Origin of the sequence: Nocardia sp. NPDC019395, assembly GCF_040632335.1 — a bacterium.
Classification (GTDB): domain Bacteria; phylum Actinomycetota; class Actinomycetes; order Mycobacteriales; family Mycobacteriaceae; genus Nocardia.
In genome coordinates, this window is the sequence record NZ_JBEYBT010000002.1 from 518,778 (window position 1) to 535,929 (window position 17,152).

General features: G+C 69.0%; 15 protein-coding genes. 14 read left to right on the plus strand and 1 reads right to left on the minus strand.

Features of this window, described 5'->3' with window-relative positions; all coding sequences use genetic code 11:
- Nucleotides 1-52: 52 nt before the first annotated feature.
- From ABZ827_RS11140 to ABZ827_RS11200, 13 genes are all read left to right on the plus strand, one after another.
- Nucleotides 53-1,678: an AMP-binding protein gene (locus ABZ827_RS11140; protein WP_357235942.1), complete on the plus strand. Its 1,626-nt coding sequence runs from the start codon at nt 53-55 to the stop codon at nt 1,676-1,678.
- 174 nt (nt 1,679-1,852) lie between these two features.
- Nucleotides 1,853-4,306, plus strand: coding sequence for a Tex family protein (locus ABZ827_RS11145; RefSeq protein WP_357235944.1), 2,454 nt, complete (start codon nt 1,853-1,855; stop codon nt 4,304-4,306).
- A 27-nt stretch (nt 4,307-4,333) separates the two neighbouring features.
- Complete coding sequence (locus ABZ827_RS11150; protein WP_357235860.1) at nt 4,334-5,266, plus strand: hypothetical protein; 933 nt, start codon at nt 4,334-4,336, stop codon at nt 5,264-5,266.
- A gap of 126 nt (nt 5,267-5,392) precedes the next feature.
- Complete coding sequence (gene rplS, locus ABZ827_RS11155; RefSeq protein WP_357235862.1) at nt 5,393-5,734, plus strand: 50S ribosomal protein L19; 342 nt, start codon at nt 5,393-5,395, stop codon at nt 5,732-5,734.
- Between the two features lie 134 nt (nt 5,735-5,868).
- Nucleotides 5,869-6,636, plus strand: a complete 768-nt coding sequence (gene lepB / locus ABZ827_RS11160) for a signal peptidase I (protein WP_357235945.1) — start codon at nt 5,869-5,871, stop codon at nt 6,634-6,636.
- A 34-nt stretch (nt 6,637-6,670) separates the two neighbouring features.
- Nucleotides 6,671-7,396 (plus strand): ribonuclease HII, encoded by a 726-nt coding sequence (locus ABZ827_RS11165; RefSeq protein WP_357235864.1) that lies wholly within the window; start codon nt 6,671-6,673, stop codon nt 7,394-7,396.
- Nucleotides 7,397-7,513: 117 nt separating this feature from the next.
- On the plus strand, nt 7,514-7,819 hold the full coding sequence (locus tag ABZ827_RS11170; RefSeq protein WP_011210678.1) for a DUF2469 domain-containing protein: 306 nt from the start codon (nt 7,514-7,516) through the stop codon (nt 7,817-7,819).
- Nucleotides 7,820-8,089: 270 nt separating this feature from the next.
- The gene (locus tag ABZ827_RS11175; RefSeq protein WP_357235867.1) at nt 8,090-8,446 is read left to right on the plus strand and encodes a YraN family protein; all 357 of its coding nucleotides are present in this window, start codon (nt 8,090-8,092) and stop codon (nt 8,444-8,446) included.
- Nucleotides 8,446-9,954, plus strand: a complete 1,509-nt coding sequence (locus tag ABZ827_RS11180; RefSeq protein WP_357235869.1) for a YifB family Mg chelatase-like AAA ATPase — start codon at nt 8,446-8,448, stop codon at nt 9,952-9,954. The genes ABZ827_RS11175 and ABZ827_RS11180 overlap by 1 nt, the downstream gene beginning before the upstream one ends.
- Nucleotides 9,951-11,186, plus strand: a complete 1,236-nt coding sequence (dprA, locus tag ABZ827_RS11185) for a DNA-processing protein DprA (protein WP_357235872.1) — start codon at nt 9,951-9,953, stop codon at nt 11,184-11,186. The genes ABZ827_RS11180 and dprA overlap by 4 nt, the downstream gene beginning before the upstream one ends.
- A 321-nt stretch (nt 11,187-11,507) precedes the next feature.
- Nucleotides 11,508-12,431 carry a tyrosine recombinase XerC gene (locus ABZ827_RS11190; protein WP_357235874.1) on the plus strand — a complete coding sequence of 308 codons (924 nt, stop codon included), beginning with the start codon at nt 11,508-11,510 and terminating at the stop codon, nt 12,429-12,431.
- Between the two features lie 258 nt (nt 12,432-12,689).
- Nucleotides 12,690-13,076, plus strand: coding sequence for a DUF202 domain-containing protein (locus ABZ827_RS11195; RefSeq protein WP_357235876.1), 387 nt, complete (start codon nt 12,690-12,692; stop codon nt 13,074-13,076).
- Nucleotides 13,077-13,080: 4 nt separating this feature from the next.
- On the plus strand, nt 13,081-13,407 hold the full coding sequence (locus ABZ827_RS11200) for a DUF202 domain-containing protein (protein WP_357235879.1): 327 nt from the start codon (nt 13,081-13,083) through the stop codon (nt 13,405-13,407).
- Nucleotides 13,408-13,606: 199 nt separating this feature from the next.
- Here ABZ827_RS11200 and ABZ827_RS11205 read toward each other — a convergent pair whose 3' ends face one another.
- Nucleotides 13,607-14,086 carry a M23 family metallopeptidase gene (locus ABZ827_RS11205; RefSeq protein ID WP_357235947.1) on the minus strand — a complete coding sequence of 160 codons (480 nt, stop codon included), beginning with the start codon at nt 14,084-14,086 and terminating at the stop codon, nt 13,607-13,609.
- Nucleotides 14,087-16,120: 2,034 nt separating this feature from the next.
- On the opposite strand from ABZ827_RS11205, the gene rpsB reads away from it, so the two are divergent.
- Nucleotides 16,121-16,978, plus strand: coding sequence for a 30S ribosomal protein S2 (rpsB, locus tag ABZ827_RS11210; protein WP_357235881.1), 858 nt, complete (start codon nt 16,121-16,123; stop codon nt 16,976-16,978).
- Nucleotides 16,979-17,152: the final 174 nt, after the last annotated feature.

The following is a 17,152-nucleotide window of genomic DNA, read 5'->3' on the forward strand; positions in this document are numbered from 1 at the left end:
GTGACCCACATCCTATTGCAGTACCGGACCGATGACCGAGGGGATACAAGAGATGGGTGCCGATCCGAACGCACGCGTGCGCGAATTGCTGGACTCCTACGACCGCCCCGACGTCTGCGCGGCCGAGCTGCTCTGTGACCGGCATCCGGCGGAATCCGTCGCGTTCACCGTCGTAGAAGGCGATCTGTCGGCCGTGGATCTGACCTACGGCGAGCTGCGTGCGCGCTCCGAGCGTTTCGCCGCCGCCCTGGCCGGGCTCGGCGTGGGGCCGGGCGATCGGGTGGCCACACTGATGACGAAATCCACCGACCTGGTGGTCGCCCTGCTGGGTATCTGGCGGCTCGGCGCCGTGCATGTCCCGTTGTTCACGGCGTTCGCCCCACCGGCGATCGCCTTCCGGCTGCGCGCCAGTGCCGCGGTGGCCGTGATCGCCGACCCGGACCAGGCCGGAAAGCTGGCGCCGGGAGGGGATATTCCCGCGGACCCGCCCTGGCGGACTGTCGTCACCGGCGACGCCGATATCGCGGGGACCGTGCGGTTGGCCGATCTCCCCATTTCGGGGGCCGGCGTTCCCCCGGCCGCGGTCGGCGGGGACGGCCTGCTGGTCCAGTTGTTCACCAGCGGCACCACCGGTTCTCCGAAGGGGGTACCGATTCCGGTTCGTGCGCTCGCGTCCTTCCACGCCTACCAGGAGTTCGCGCTGGACGTACGTCCCGAGGACGTCTTCTGGAACGCCGCGGACCCCGGCTGGGCCTACGGCCTGTACTACGCGATCCTCGGACCTCTCGCCTCGGGCACCAGGAGTCTGCTGTTGCACGCGGGCTTCTCGCCGGAACTGACCTGGCAGGTACTGCGACGGTTCGGGGTCACCAACTTCGCCGCGGCCCCCACGGTCTACCGGGCGCTGCGAGCGGGACCGCCGGGGCAACCGGTCCGGTTGCGCCGCGCCTCCTCGGCGGGCGAACCGCTGACACCTGAGGTGGTCGCGTGGTCGGCCGATGCGCTCGGTGTCGCGGTGCGTGATCACTACGGGCAGACCGAACACGGCATGGTCATCTGCAACGCCTGGCACGACGATCTGAATGCCACCGCGCCGGACGGGGCGATGGGCCGGTCGTTGCCGGGCTGGGAGTGCACCGTACTGGCCGATGATGCCGATATCGAGGCCCCGCCCGGGCAACTCGGCCGGATCGCCGTCGATACCCAGCACAGCGCCCTGCTGTGGTTTCTCGGCTATCAGGACGAGCCCGAACGCTCCGCGCAACGCTATTCCGACGACGGTCGCTGGTATCTGACGGGTGATGCGGGGGCACGCGACTCCGACGGCTTCTTCCACTTCTCGGCCCGCGACGACGATGTGATCATCATGGCCGGCTACCGCATCGGTCCCTTCGAGGTGGAGAGCGTGCTGGTGCTGCACGAGGAGGTTGCCGAGGCCGCCGTCGTCGGGATGCCGGACGAGATCCGCGGCGAAGTATTGGAGGCCTTCGTGGTGCCGCGCGACGGTGTCACGGGGAACAGTGCGCTGGAAGAGCAACTGCAGGCTCTGGTGAAGAAGAAGTTCGCCGCGCACGCCTACCCGCGGCGCGTGCACTTCGTATCCGCCCTGCCCAAGACTCCCAGCGGCAAGATCCAGCGGTTCCTGCTCCGGGACCGGCGACGCGCGGCCGCCGGCTGAGACCATCGGCCTCGCGGGCGGCGCTCGATACCGGGCAGACCGGGTGAGGCTCGGCTGTCAGCGGGCGAAGGTAGTGTGCGGGTGGTGACGACAGCGCCAGAGACCTCGAGTCCCGAGACGATCCCCACCGACTCGACAGAAGACACCGGCATCGGCCCGGCCGTCAACGGCACCGTGACCCGGCGTATCGCCGACGAACTGGCGGTGCGGGAGAACCAGGTCACCGCTGCTGTCGAACTACTCGACGGCGGGTCCACTGTGCCGTTCATCGCGCGCTATCGCAAAGAGGTCACCGGCGGTCTGGACGACGCGCAGTTGCGCACGCTCGAGGAGCGCCTGCACTATCTGCGCGAACTCGACGAACGCCGCGCCACCGTTATCGAATCCATCCGGAGCCAGGGCAAACTCGACGACGCACTGCACCGGCAACTGCTGCTGGCCGAGACCAAGGCCCGCCTCGAGGATATCTACCTGCCCTATAAACCCAAGCGGCGCACCAAGGCTCAGATCGCCCGCGAGGCGGGCCACGAGCCCGTCGCGGACGCCCTGCTCGGCGATCCGGCCACAGATCCGGCCGGCTATACCGCCGAACAGCTCGACGGTGCCCGGGCCATCCTGGTCGAACGGTTCGCCGAGGACGCCGATCTGGTCGGTGAGCTCCGGGAGACGATGTGGAGCCGGGGCCGGGTCACCGCCACGGTCCGCGCCGGGAAGGAAGAGGCCGGCGCGAAATTCGCCGACTACTTCGACTTCGCCGAAGAATTCGCGGCCCTGCCCTCGCACCGCATTCTGGCGCTGTTGCGGGGCGAGAAGGAAGAGGTGCTCACCCTGCATCTCGACCCCGAACCCGCGGATTCCGAACTCGCGCCGGGCGAGCGCAGCGTGTACGAAGCGCGGATCGCGCAGCAGTTCTCGATCGCCGATCAGGGCCGCCCGGCCGACGGCTGGCTCCTCGAAACCGTGCGCTGGGCGTGGCGGACGAAACTTCAGGTCAGCCTGGGTATCGATACGCGGATGCGGTTGCGGCAGGCCGCCGAACGCGACGCGGTCGATGTTTTCGCCGCCAACCTGCGCGATCTGCTGCTGGCCGCACCGGCCGGTACCCGTGCCACCATGGGCCTGGATCCCGGCTATCGGACCGGGGTGAAGGTCGCCGTGGTGGACGGCACCGGCAAGGCCGTCGCCACCGAGGTCATCTATCCGCACAAACCACAGAACCAGACCGAGAAATCACTGGCCGTCCTCGGCGCTCTGGTCGAGCGGTTCGGTGTCGAACTCATCGCCATCGGTAACGGCACGGCCTCCCGGGAAACCGACGCTCTCGCCGCGCAATTGATCGAGCGGATCCCGGAGAACAAGCCCACCAAGATCGTGGTGTCGGAGGCGGGCGCCTCGGTGTATTCGGCATCGGCCTATGCCTCACAGGAGCTGCCGGAAATGGATGTCTCGCTGCGTGGCGCGGTCTCCATCGCCCGCCGGCTGCAGGATCCGCTGGCCGAACTGGTCAAGATCGAACCGAAATCCATCGGAGTGGGGCAGTACCAGCACGATATCTCCGAAACGCTGCTCGCCCGGTCCCTGGGCGCGGTGGTCGAGGACGCCGTGAACGCGGTCGGTGTCGATGTGAACACGGCGTCGGTTCCGCTGCTGTCGCGGGTTTCCGGGATCAGCGGTTCGGTCGCGGAAAGTATTGTCGCGCACCGTGACAGCAACGGCCCCTTCCCGAGCCGGACCGCGCTGCTGGACGTACCGCGACTGGGACCCAAGGCTTTCGAACAGTGCGCCGGCTTCCTGCGTATCCGCGGTGGCGACAATCCGCTCGACACCTCGTCCGTGCACCCCGAGGCCTATCCGGTGGTGCACCGGATCCTCGAATCGACAGGGAGCGGGATCGCCGAGATCATCGGCAACGGTGTGGTGCTGCGTGGTCTGCGCCCGGCCGATTTCACCGATGAGACCTTCGGTGTGCCGACGGTCACCGATATCATCGGCGAACTGGAAAAACCCGGCCGGGATCCGCGGCCGGAATTCAAAACCGCCGAATTCGCCGCCGGTATCGAAAAGGTCGGCGATCTGTCGCCCGGGATGGTGCTCGAGGGCGTTGTCACCAATGTCGCCGCGTTCGGGGCTTTCGTCGATGTGGGTGTGCACCAGGACGGTCTGGTGCACGTATCGGCGATGTCGAAGAATTTCGTCCGCGATCCCCGCGAGATCGTCAAATCCGGTGACGTGGTCAAGGTGAAGGTCCTCGAGGTCGATATCGCGCGGCAGCGCATCGGATTGTCACTGCGGCTGGACGACGAACCCGGCGCCGGTAAACCGGAACGCGGTCAGGGCCCGGGAGACCGCGGACGCGGTGCCGGCGGTCGAGACGGTGCCTCCCGCGCCGGCGGATCCGAGCGCGGCGGTCAGGGCCGGGGCGCGAAGAACCGCGGCGCCCAGGGCAACGGTGGCCAGGGCAACGGCGGCGGCCAGGGTGGCGGTCGCGGTGGCGGCGGTCAGCGTAACGGCGGCGGTCAGGGGAATGCCGGTGGTCGCGGTGGCGGTCAGGGGCGCAATCGGCGCGATAACGCACCGGCGAACGGCGCCATGGCCGATGCGCTGCGGCGCGCGGGTTTCGGTAAGTAGCCGAGCGCGATACGTGCGGGGGCCGAGATGCGGGAGTGGCTGTCCGAAGATGTGATCGCCGCCGGTCGGCTTCCGCTCCTGTGCTTCCTGATCGGTTTCATCATCGGATTCCTGGTGATCCGGGTCAGTGTCCGGCTGATCCGGGCCCGGGTCCGCTGGTGGCCGGGCAACCTGAAATCCGGTGGTGTGCACATCCACCACATGGTTTTCGGGGTGGTCCTGGTCCTGATCTCCGGAATCGGGTTGATCGCTACGTCCGACGACGGCAACCTGGCCGTCGCGGCCGGGCTGGCCGCGTCTTTCGGGGTCGGCGCGGCACTGGTCCTCGACGAATTCGCGCTGCTCTACTACCTGCGCGATGTGTACTGGGAGAAGCAGGGCCGCACCTCCGTGGACGCGGTGTTCGTCGCGCTCGCGGTCACCGGGCTGTTGCTGCTGGGGCTGCATCCGCTGTGGCTGCTCGAGATCAACGGCCTGCGGCACGATCCGAGTGCGTGGGCGCGGGCACTGGTCGTCGGGTTCGCGCTGGTGAATCTGGCGCTGGCCGCCGTGGTCATCGCCAAGGGCAAGATCTGGACCGGACTCTTCGGTATGTTCTTCCTGCCGTTCCTGGTGGTCGGCGCGCTGCGGCTGAGCCGGCCCGGTGCGCCGTGGGCGCGCTGGCGCTACGGTGGGCGCCGCCGGCTGATGTATCGCGCGATCGTGCGCGAACGCCGCTACCGGCGCCCGGTGATCCGGGCCAAGATCTTCGTCCAGGATCTGATCGCCGGGAAACCGGATGTCGACCATGTGCGGTCGGCGGCCGAGGTGGAACTCTCGCGCCGGGTGGTCCCGGCGCCACCCGCCCCGTACCGGCATCATCCGGTGCTACAGGATCTGCACCTGTGGCCACCCGATGGTGCCGCCGAACCGGACGACGCCCCGGACCGGCCGGGGCCGGTTTCCGGAAGTGATCCCTGATCTGGCACAATGCACGGGTTGCCCTGGGCGTATTCGCACCCGGCGCATCCCACATTCGGAGCACGAACCGGTCGAGCGTCCGCGCCGCCAGGTTCCTCTGTTCGCGCGACCATCAGAAGGATGATCATGAACACCCTTGATTTCGTCGACGAGAGCTCGCTGCGCAGCGATGTCCCCGACTTCCGTCCGGGCGACACCCTGAATGTGCATGTGAAGGTCATCGAGGGCTCCAAGGAACGTATCCAGCTCTTCAAAGGCGTCGTCATCCGGCGCCAGGGCGGCGGTATCCGCGAAACCTTCACCGTGCGCAAGGTGTCGTTCGGTGTCGGTGTGGAGCGCACCTTCCCGGTGCACAGCCCCACCATCGATCACATCGATGTGGTGACCCGCGGCGACGTCCGGCGCGCCAAGCTGTACTACCTGCGGGAGCTGCGCGGTAAGGCCGCCAAGATCAAAGAAAAGCGCTGACCTGCCGCTGATCGCCGACACCCGCGTGCCACGCTGCGCGCCGGTGACCTCGACGAACGGCATAAGTAGCCCGGTGCCGCGTATCCACTGCGGTGCCGGGCTACGCTGTTCGCGTGGCAGACGAGAGTTGGTCGGTGTCGGGGTCGGATTCCGCGGACGGGCAACCGCGCAGGCGTCGGGCGCGGCGGGCCGTCAAAGCGAAGAAGCAGCGGCCTTTCTGGCAGGAACTTCCCATCCTGCTGGTGATAGCGGCGGTTATCGCCGCCCTCATGGTGACTTTCGTAGGCCGGCCCTATTTCATCCCCTCGCAGTCCATGGAACCGACCCTGCACGGCTGCGCCGGCTGTGCCGGTGACCGGATCTACGTGCAGAAGGTGAGCTACTACTGGAGCGAGCCGGAGCCCGGCGATGTCGTGGTTTTCGTCGGCGCACCCTCCTGGAACGGGCACTACCGCTCGATCCGCTCGGAGAATACGGTCGTTCGCGGCGTCCAGAACTTCTTCTCGTTCTTCGGCCTGGTGCCACCGGACGAGAACGACCTGGTGAAAAGGGTTATCGCGGTCGGCGGCCAGACGGTGGAATGCTGTGACGAGCAGGGGCGGGTGATGGTCGACGGGAAACCGCTCGACGAGCCCTACGTCGAGGACGACTATCCGTGGACACCCGGTCAGCCGAACGCCGCCTACCCGGTGGGCCGGGTTTTCGGCCCGGTGACGGTCCCCGAGGGCAACCTGTGGGTGATGGGCGACAACCGCAACGAATCCGCGGACTCCCGCGCACACGTCGGAGACGAATTCCAGGGCACCGTGCCGATCGACAATGTCCGCGGCAAGGCCCTGTTCAAGATCTGGCCGCCGGGTCGGATCGGTCCCATCGAGGGAGTGAATCCGCAGGAGAATTGAGTCGGGGCGGATCGAGTTGGGTACGAACGTACGCATGAAACCGGTACGGGAACAGAGTTGGCCACCCCGGGTGGTGATGCGCCGGGCGGGCGGTTTGCGCACGCTGGAATCAGTGCTGCACCGCTGCGGGCTCGGCCCGGTCGCCGGGGTGGACGAGGCGGGCCGTGGTCCCAGCGCGGGACCCCTCGTCGTCTCCGCCTGCATACTCGGGTCACGGTCGCACGATGCGCTGGCCGGGCTCGACGATTCGAAAAAGCTCACCGAGGCGACGCGTGAGGCGCTCTACCCGGTGATCACCCGGCTGGCGGTGGCCTGGTCGGTGGTGGTCATCCCGGCCGCGGAGATCGACGCCATCGGTATTCACGTGGCGAATATCCAAGGGATGCGGCGAGCCGTCGCGGGCCTCGGCCGGCCGCCGGGCTATGTGCTCACCGACGGCTTCCGGGTGCCCGGCCTGCCGGTGCCGTCGCTGCCGGTGATCGGCGGCGACGCGACCGCGGCCTGTATCGCGGCGGCCAGTGTGCTGGCCAAGGTCACCCGGGACCGGATGATGGTCGACCTCGACCGGCGCCTGCCCGGATACGGGTTCGCCGAACACAAGGGCTACAACACCACCCGGCATACCGAAGCGCTGCGCCGTCTCGGCCCGTGCTCGGAACATCGCAGGTCGTGGCGCAATGTGCGGGACTGTGAGGTTCCGGTGACACCGGCCGGTGAAATACTCGCCGAAGTGACCGCCGGATCCGGCGGGGCCGCCTGACCGAGTCCGCCGCCGGTATCGCGGCCACCGGCTGACCGGCCCACGGTGACATGCGCCGGCGGCATGAGCGATGATGAGAACACACGCAAGTCGGCGAGAAGGAGGACGTTCCACCCGATGAGTGCCGAGGACCTCGAGAAATACGAAACCGAGATGGAGCTCTCGCTGTACCGGGAGTACAAGGACATCGTCGGACAGTTCTCGTACGTGGTGGAAACCGAGCGCCGTTTCTATCTGGCCAACTCTGTGGAGCTCCGCCCGCAGAACGCCGACGGCGAGGTGTACTTCGAAGTCCGGATGAGCGACGCGTGGGTCTGGGATATGTACCGGCCGGCGCGATTCGTGAAACATGTCCGGGTGATCACGTTCAAGGATGTCAATATCGAAGAGCTGGAGAAGCCGGACCTGCGCCTACCGGAGTGATCCGTACTCCGGGTGCCCGCTGGTCGCTGTCCGGTCTTCGGGCACGTGGTCGAGGGGATTCCGGCGGGCCTCTCCACCCGGCATCGCGGGGCGGCCGGGGTGACGTTCGGTACTCGTTCGATCCGCTACCGGGCCGGTGGCTGATGCGTGCGGTAAGGGTCCGACCTGCTGACGCATACCGGTTGTCCACAGGGTCCGGTTGTCCACAGGGCGACTGTTTCCGCAGTTCGGGGCGCGATAGGACCCTGGTGCGCGACCGATGCTGGGCGGGTGGCACACAACACGGCGCTCGGCGCACAAGGGGAGGAACTGGCGGCGCAGTATCTGCAGGCCGCCGGAATGGAGATCGTCTGCCGCAACTGGCGCTGCCGGTACGGTGAGCTGGATCTGATCGTCCGGGACGGGGGCATCACGGCATTCGTCGAGGTGAAAACCAGATCGGGTCTCGGCTTCGGGATACCGGCCGAGGCCGTCACCTATGACAAGCGGCGGCGTATCCGGCGGCTCGCGCTGCTCTGGCTCACCGAACAGGACGGACCGTGGCAACGCATCCGGTTCGATGTGGTCTCGGTCCTGCTGTCACGGACCGGTGAACCCGTGATCGAGCACCTCGAGGCGGTGTTCTGATGGCGCTCGGGCGGGCCTGCTCGATCGCGGTGCGCGGCATCGACGGACAAGTGGTGGAGATCGAGGCCGATATCGGGCAGGGGCTGCCGTCGGTGCACCTGGTCGGCCTGCCCGATACCTCGCTGCAGGAATCACGGGATCGGGTGCGGGCGGCGGTCGCCAATACCGGTGAGAAATGGCCCGACGGGCGGGTGATCCTGGCGCTCTCGCCGGCCACTTTGCCGAAGGTGGGGTCGACTTACGATCTCGCACTGGCCGTGGCAGTACTGGACGCTGCCGATATCGTGCCCTCCAGCCGGCTCGCCGGGACGGTGCTGCTGGGTGAACTTGCGCTGGACGGCCGGCTGCGGCGGGTGCGGGGGATCCTGCCGGCCGTGCTGGCGGCGCGGCGGGCGGGCCGGAAAACCGCGGTCGTCCCGGAGGAAGCGCTATCCGAAGCCGGTCTGGTCGCGGGCATCCGGGTCCTCGGTGCGCCGACCCTGCGCGCGACTCTCGACTGGCTGCGTGGCGAACGGGAACTCGCCGAATCGGGGGCCCTCCTACCGCAACAAGCGCCCCCGGTCGGGGATCTGCGCGATGTCTCGGGCCAGCACGAGGCCCGGTGGGCGCTCGAGGTCGCCGCGGCCGGCGGGCACCACCTGCTGCTGACCGGCTCGCCCGGTATCGGGAAAACTATGCTCGCGCAGCGGCTACCCGGTGTGCTGCCGCCGCTGTCGGAGAACGAGGCGCTGGAGGTCACCGCTATCCATTCGGTCGCCGGCACCCTGTCCGACGAACAGCCGTTGATCACCACACCCCCGTTCGTCGCGCCCCATCATTCGACCTCGGTGAGTGCCATGGTCGGCGGCGGATCGGGTTCGGCACGGCCCGGCGCCGTCAGCCGTGCCCATCGGGGAGTGCTGTTCCTCGACGAATGCGCCGAGATCGGCGCCAAGGTACTCGAGGCGATGCGCACCCCGCTCGAGGAGGGGGAGGTCCGAATCGCCCGCCGCGACGGAGTCGCCCGGTTCCCGGCCCGCTTCCAGCTCATCCTGGCCGCGAACCCGTGCCCCTGCGCTCCCGCCCGCGACGTGGACTGTATCTGTGCCCCGCTGGCCAGGCGCCGATACCTCGGCAAACTATCGGGCCCGTTGATGGACCGTATCGACATCTGGTTGCAGATGCACCCGATGTCGACCGCCGGCCTGGCGGCCGGGGAATCCGAGGACAGCGCGACGGTCCGCGCGCGGGTCACGGCCGCCCGGGCTGCCGCCGCGGCTCGGTGGCACGAATACGGCTGGCGGACCAACGGCGAAGTGCCCGGACATGTCCTGCGGCGGCAATTTCCGCTACCCGATGAGGCGAGGGCACCGGTGGAGGCGGCGTTGCGGCTGGGGCGGATATCGGCGCGGGGAGCCGACCGCGCACTACGGGTCGCCTGGACGGTCTGCGATCTGCGAGGCGGTGACCGGCCCGGCGCCCACGATGTCATGCAGGCGCTCAACTTCCGGCAGCGAGGGACCCAGTGAAGCCCGGTGCCCTCGGACCGGCCGGGGCGCAGGGGGCCGCCGGGAAGCCCGAGGAACGACGGCTCGCCTGGGCCTACCTGTCCCGGGTGGTGCTCGGGCCGTGCCCGGCCCTCACCGCGCTGATCGATTCGGTCGGGATACTGGAGGCGGCCCGCGCAGTGCGGGAGCGGGAACTACCGGATGTACTGCGCGCACCGACAGCACAACGTCGTAGCCAGGACATGGCGGTGCGAGATCTGGAGACGATCGATGCGCTCGGTGGCCGGCTGGTGACGCCGGAAGATCCGGAATGGCCGGCCTGGCGGATGCTGGGCCTATCGCAGCTGGAACCCGGGCGTGATCCGGACGGTGGGGTCCCGCTGGTGTTCTGGGTGCGTGGTCACCGCAACCTGGCCGACCTGACCGAACGGGCGCTGGCGGTGGTCGGTGCCCGATGCAGCACCGGATACGGGGATCGGGCCGCGGGCGAGCTGGCCGGGGAACTCGCCGCTCGCGGCTGGACGGTCGTCTCCGGCGCTGCTTTCGGAATCGACGGTATGGCCCACCGCGCGGCTCTCGCGGTCGGTGGCGCCACGATAGCGGTCCTGGCCTGTGGCGTCGATCGGCCCTACCCCGCCCAGCACGATCGACTGCTCGCTCGGATCGCCGATACGGGTCTGGTGGTCAGTGAGTACCCGCCCGGCACCGTCGCCCGTAAGCATCATTTCCTGGCCCGGAACCGGCTTATCGCGGCCCTGGCCGACGGTGTACTCGTCGTCGAGGCCGGGATACGCAGCGGAGCGCGCAATACCGTGAAATGGGCCCGTCGGATGGGCCGCCCGGCACTGGCTGTTCCCGGCTCGGTGGATTCGGCGGCCTCCGCCGGATGCCACCGGATGATCCGCGACGGCGAAGCGCTGCTGGTCAGCTGTGTCGACGACATCCTGACCGACGCCGCGCCGTTGCACCTGCCCCTGACCGGCACCCCGGAAGCGGCGGCCGCGGAACAACTCACCGATACGCAGGCATGCGTCTACGCCGCGCTGCCCGATACCGGAGGGTGCTGGCCGCACGAGTTGTGCACAGCCACCGGGCTCGCCGTGGCGGAGGTCCGCGCCGCGCTGGCCGCCCTGGACCTGGCCGGGTTGGCCGGTTCCGGCGGCTCCGGCTGGTATCGGCCGGTCCACGGAGCGGTGTCGACAGATCGGGGAGGGCGGGGGTGTGGCGCCGGGGCGGTCCCAGGTGCCGGGTGACGGCAGGCCGGTGAGGCGCCCGGATTCGGATCATCCGCGTGCCGGCGGTGACAGCTGCAACAGGCGTCCGATGCTGTCGGTTGCCCGGTTGCCCGGTTGCCCGGTGGGCCCAGTTGCCCTGGTCCGGTACGAGAAAGGCCGCGCCGGTCCGGCGTACTACTGCGGTTCCAGTGCATGGCGGAGGTGGTTCGCCTGGGCGCAGTATGCGCCTCGGTTCAAAGCCGTGGGTGATGGCACAGGAAGAATGTGGTGACGGGGTGGACGGCAGACGTTCCGGCGCGTGGACTTGCAGAGCGCTGACCGGCGGACGACGGTTGAGTAGTGGAGGAACTACCCGAGGACCTGGAAGCGCTGCTGGCCGAGTACCGGCGATACCTGGAACTCGGCCGCAATCGCTCGACCCATACTGTCCGTGCCTATCTCGGCGATACCCGCTCGCTGCTGCGGCATTTTGTCGGTGAGGCAGCCGATGCCTCGTTGCGCGAACTGGACCTGATAACACTGCGCTCATGGCTGGCGGTGCACGCGGAAAAGGGGGCGGCTCGCACGAGTCTGGCCCGGCGGGCCTCCGCCGCCCGCACCTTCACCGCGTGGCTCACCCACACCGGTCGGCTCCGAATGGATCCGGGGCTGCGGCTCGCGGCGCCGAAGGCTCATCGCAGCCTCCCAGCGGTGCTGGGGCAGGAGCAGGCCGGCCGGGTGATGTCGGCGGTGGAATCGGGTGCGGCGCAGCAGCAGCCGATGGCGCTGCGGGACAGGTTGATCATCGAGTTGCTCTACGCGACCGGGATCCGGGTCAGCGAATTGTGCGGGCTCGATATCGACGATGTGGACCGAGAACGCCGGGTTGTGCGGGTACTGGGCAAGGGCAACCGCGAAAGATCCGCCCCGTTCGGCGGACCCGCCGACGACGCGGTGCACCAGTGGCTGCAGTACGGCCGGCCCATGCTGGCCACCCCCGAATCCGGCCGTGCCCTGCTGGTGGGCCGCCGCGGCCGGCGCCTCGATCAGCGACAGGCAAGGACCGTTGTGCACGACGCGGTGAGCGCGGTCCCGGGTACGGCGGATATGGGCCCGCACGGACTCCGGCATACTGCGGCCACCCACCTGCTGGAGGGCGGCGCCGACCTGCGTGTGGTGCAGGAACTGCTGGGCCACGCCAGCCTCGCCACCACCCAGCTCTACACCCACGTCTCCATCGACCGTCTCCGGAAGGCCCACGACCAGGCCCATCCGCGTGCGTGAGGTCGGTCCGGCGGAAAAGCCCGGACCCGCGGTGCGGCGCAGCCGCGGTTGGGGGGCGACGCGGCCCGGGACCGGACGGAGGCCGCCGCGCTTATGCCACCCGTTACGGCGGGCCACCGGGCCGGTCGTGCTGGTGACGGCGCGTGTGCGTGGACGCGTAGCAGCGCGGCGTTTACGCTGTCCAGCGGATACCGGCCGGCTGGGTCGATCAGTGGATCGGGAGGTGAACGTGCAGACCATGCGCAGCACGAATGCCCGATGACCCCCTCTCGAGGGGATGCCCGCGAACCGGCGGGCGGTGAGGTCGCCGAAAACGCGGCGGCGCCCATCGACTATCGGTTCACCCTTGCCAACGAACGCACCTTCCTGTCGTGGATCCGGACAGCACTGGGATTGCTGGCGGGCGGGGTCGCGGTGCACACCGTGGTGGTGGAGCATTGGCAAACGGATTTCCGTGCGGCGCTGGCCGTCAGCTGTCTGGCCCTGTCGCTGGTGGTGGCGATAGGTGCCTACCTGCACTGGTGGCGGATTCGGGCCGCGATGGATGCGGGCCGGCCGCTGCCGGGCACGGTGCTCGTTCCGATCCTGTCCGCCGGGACCGCGTTCGTGGCGGTCCTCGCCTGCGTGGCGGTGCTGCTGCATTGAGACCGTGACCGTGCCCGATCCCACCGAGATCCGTCTGGCGGCGGAACGGACAGCGCTGTCCTGGCGCCGCACCTGCCTGGGCGCCGTAGCCGTCGCCCTGCTGCTGCTGCGCTCCGTACTGGAGGCCGGTTGGGAGGCCGCCACCCTGACCCCCGGTATCGCAGGCCTGGTTCTGCTGGTTGTGGCCGGGCTGGGCTACCGGCGCAACCTCCGTCTCCATCACGGTGCCGGCGGGACCGGGTCCGCGACAGTCCGATGGGTGACCGTGGCGGTCGTGGTGACCGCCGCCATCACCCTCGGGTTCGTGGTGGCCACGCCGGCCGCGGCCTAGGCGTACCTCCGCATTCGCTCCGGCCGTGCGCGCTTTGCGTACCTCTGCATTCGTTCCGGCCGTGGGTGGTTTGCGTAGCTCCGCATCCGCGGTGAGACGAGACGGCGGGCCGGGGCGACTGTGTTGCTGAGCTCCGTGGTGAAGCCGAAACTCTCACCGCCTTCCTCTGAGCAGTGGCGCCGTGGGTTCGCCGGTGGCGTCAGGTGCTGTCACGGAGTGCCGGCTTCAGGCGGATCGGAGCCAGGCGCAGCAGGCCCAGCGGGTCCAGATACTCCCGTTTCGCCCGGCTCGTGCTCTCGCGGCGTACGCCCCAATGCAGGCAAGCCGCCGCGCAGCCGCCGTGCCCGGGCCGGAGAACTCCGATCTGGGTACCGCTGCTCACCCGACTCCCCACCGTGACCTCGGCCTCCACCGGTTCATACGTCGTTCGCAGATCCCCCTCGTGGCGGATCGAGATAACCGGTTTCCCGGCCACTTCCCCGGCGAAGACCACCGTGCCGGGTCCGGCGGCGTAGACCGGTTGTCCCGGAGCGCCGGCGAGATCGACGCCGCGGTGGCCGGGCAACCAATCCTGTTCCGGCGGGTCGAAGGGCTTTTCGACCGACGGCCGGGGCCGCAGGGGCCACCCGAACGGCCCGTCGGGAGCTGCCGCGGATGTGCCGCCGGATACCAGCACCATCAGCAGAATCAACAGCCCCGGGACCCACACCGCCGCGGGCCGGGCATACCCCCTCCGTACGCCCGACCCGGCCGCGGTGCTTCTACTCCCGGCCATGCGGGCACGGGCAGGGCGGTGGAACTATCCGCGGTGTGAGCCGGATCAGTGTGCGCAGCAACTCACCCAGCAGCGGAACCGCCCGGCATGCCGACCCGATCGCAGAACCCGACCCGGGTGCGGATCCCGAATCGGGCGCCGATTTCGGCCCACGTTTCGTCCCGGAGTCCGAAGCGGAACCCGGCCCACATCCGGCAACCCAGCTCGGTGTGGCGAGCGGATCGCCCGGCGAGACGATGGCGGCCGGCCCGGACCGAACCATCCGGACCCGAGGAATGGGTTGTCGAGCTGCGTCGCCGTGCGGGCCGGGAGACCTTCGGACGGCGGATCCGACGCCGGTGTTCTGCCCACCGGCACCAACCGGTGTAGCGGACGGCGACAGACGGAAGGACGCGCTGTATGCCGCGGCGTGCGGGACTGTGCCGGGCGCCGCCGCGACGATCGGGTTCCGGCCGTCCGGGCCGGTGCCGGTGCGTGAGTGGGCTGTCGTGGCCGACTCGCGGGAATGGGCGGCGGCCGTGGTTCCCGAACCCAGCGGAAAGACGACGAACACCGTCGTAAACGCGGCGGCGACCAGTACGCCCCAGCGCCGTGGGGACCCTGTCGGCCGATGCCGATATCGGCGGCGGGAGAGATCCAGGCCCAGCACTATCCGATTATTCGCCCTGTTCGGGGGCCTGTTTGTCCGGTTCGGCCCGCCCCTGTGCCGCCCCCAGAGGTTCGTCGCGCCGGCGGGCGTTTCCGGCGATTGGGGTCGCGTGGATCGGAAGGTAGTGGTGCCGTGCCGCCGCGGGGCGGGATCTCGCGTCGCGCGGTCGGACGCATCCACCGGCCCGGCCATGGCGCGGCATCGGATCAGCCGGTGCGGAGTGCCGGCCCGGTCTTCCGGTGCCGGGCGCCGGATCGGATTCCATACCGGCGAGCGCCGGAACCTGCGGCCGGGTGCGATCCGGTGCGGAGCGGGGGTCGGAAGGGGAGTCACGGCCGGACGCACCGTGGGGTATCGAGGGGTGTGCCCGGGGTTCGTCTGCTGGACCCCGGAGGAACCGCGCACGAGGGACGCGACGTGGTCAGGTGCGGCTCGTAGGGTGACGTGTGCCATCCGTCGTTCGTATCGCCGGGCGCGCCGTTCGATATCGCTGGGTCGCGGGGATCGTTCCCCCGGAAGTGCGGCTACGGCTTCTCGTGATCCCGGATCGACGACCGCCGTCTGCGTTTCCGCCGCCGGCCGATGGCCGGCGTCGACCCGGTGACGGCTGCCGGCGCGCCATCCGGCGGCCTGCCGGCCGATGCCGGGCTGAATGGTCGCGGCGCCCGGGCTGCCGCAGCGATGCCGAATCGGGCTACGTCGTCGCGTGACCTCCGAGTGGTGCGGTGGCTGTTCGGTGGGTCTTCGCGGCCAGGGTGGCAAGGGCTTCGTATCGTGCCCGGATCGGGATCCCCGGGTGTCACGGTGGGCGATGTATGGCCAGCTGCGTGGTGCGGGCGGGAGCTCGGCGGTGGTGGGCCGGTGCTCGTGCACGGGTTCGTCACAGGTCATACGCTCAGACTGCCCGCGGTGTGTTCCGGCCGGAACCGCCAATTCCGGTACCTGTGGATAACCCGCCACATGTGAACAGTCTGTATTTCATATGATCGGCCGACTTCGTCCGATCGCGGCCGTGCGACCGGCCGATTTCCGATTCTCGCAGCGCACGCCGTAAACTGGCCGAGCGGTCTGTGTTCGCACCGACCGACTTCGCGCACCACCGTGCTTGTTCATCACGGCGCTGCTCGCCTCGCGCTCCCCGCGGAGCCGTCGGCCGTCGGCGCAATTCCGGAACAGGGAACGTCTCGGCTGGTCCCGATCCACGATCGGGTCCGAACGTTCTGTGGTGCCAGGGCAGCAGGCCGCCGGCCCGCTGCGACAACCGGCAACGAAAGAGAGATACGAGAGCTATGGCTGTCGTAACAATGAAGCAGCTGCTCGACAGCGGCGCGCATTTCGGGCACCAGACCCGCCGCTGGAACCCGAAGATGAAGCGGTTCATCTTCACCGACCGCAACGGCATCTACATCATCGATCTGCAGCAGACGCTGACCTACATCGATAAGGCCTACGAATTCGTCAAGGAGACCGTCGCCCACGGCGGTACCGTCCTGTTCGTCGGCACCAAGAAGCAGGCCCAGGAGTCCATCGCGGCGGAGGCCACCCGGGTCGGTATGCCCTATGTGAACCAGCGCTGGCTGGGCGGCATGCTCACCAACTTCTCCACCGTGCACAAGCGTCTGCAGCGCCTCAAGGAACTCGAGGCCATGGAGCAGACCGGTGGTTTCGAGGGGCGCACCAAGAAGGAAATCCTCATGCTCACGCGTGAGATGAACAAACTCGACCGCACCCTCGGCGGTATCCGTGATATGGCGAAGGTGCCCTCGGCCATCTGGGTCGTCGACACCAACAAAGAGCACATCGCCGTGGGCGAGGCTCGTAAGCTGAACATCCCGGTCATCGCGATCCTGGATACCAACTGCGATCCCGACCTCGTCGACTACCCGATTCCGGGTAACGACGACGCGATCCGTTCCGCCGCCCTGCTCACCAAGGTCGTCGCCTCCGCGGTGGCCGAGGGCGTGCAGGCCCGGGCCGGCCGTTCCGGCGGCGACGACAAGCCCGAAGCCGCCGCCGCCGAGCCGCTGCCGGAGTGGGAGCAGGAACTGCTGGCGCAGGCCGCGCCGGCCGCCGAGGCCCCCGCCGCGGAAGCCCCGGCCGCCGAGACCCCGGCCGAAGCCCCCGCGGAGACTCCGGCCGAGGCCTGAGTCGTCACCCCGTGTTCGGCTGCCGCTCACCTGGCGCTGTCAGGGTGAGCGCCGCCGAACCCGAATTTCCTCCAGCGGTGGGGGCCCGCGGGCCCCGCCGCGGCAACCCCCGCCCGCGCCCCGATTTAATCTAAGAGCGTGTGGCCCCCCGCTCGGCGAAAAATACCCGGGAAG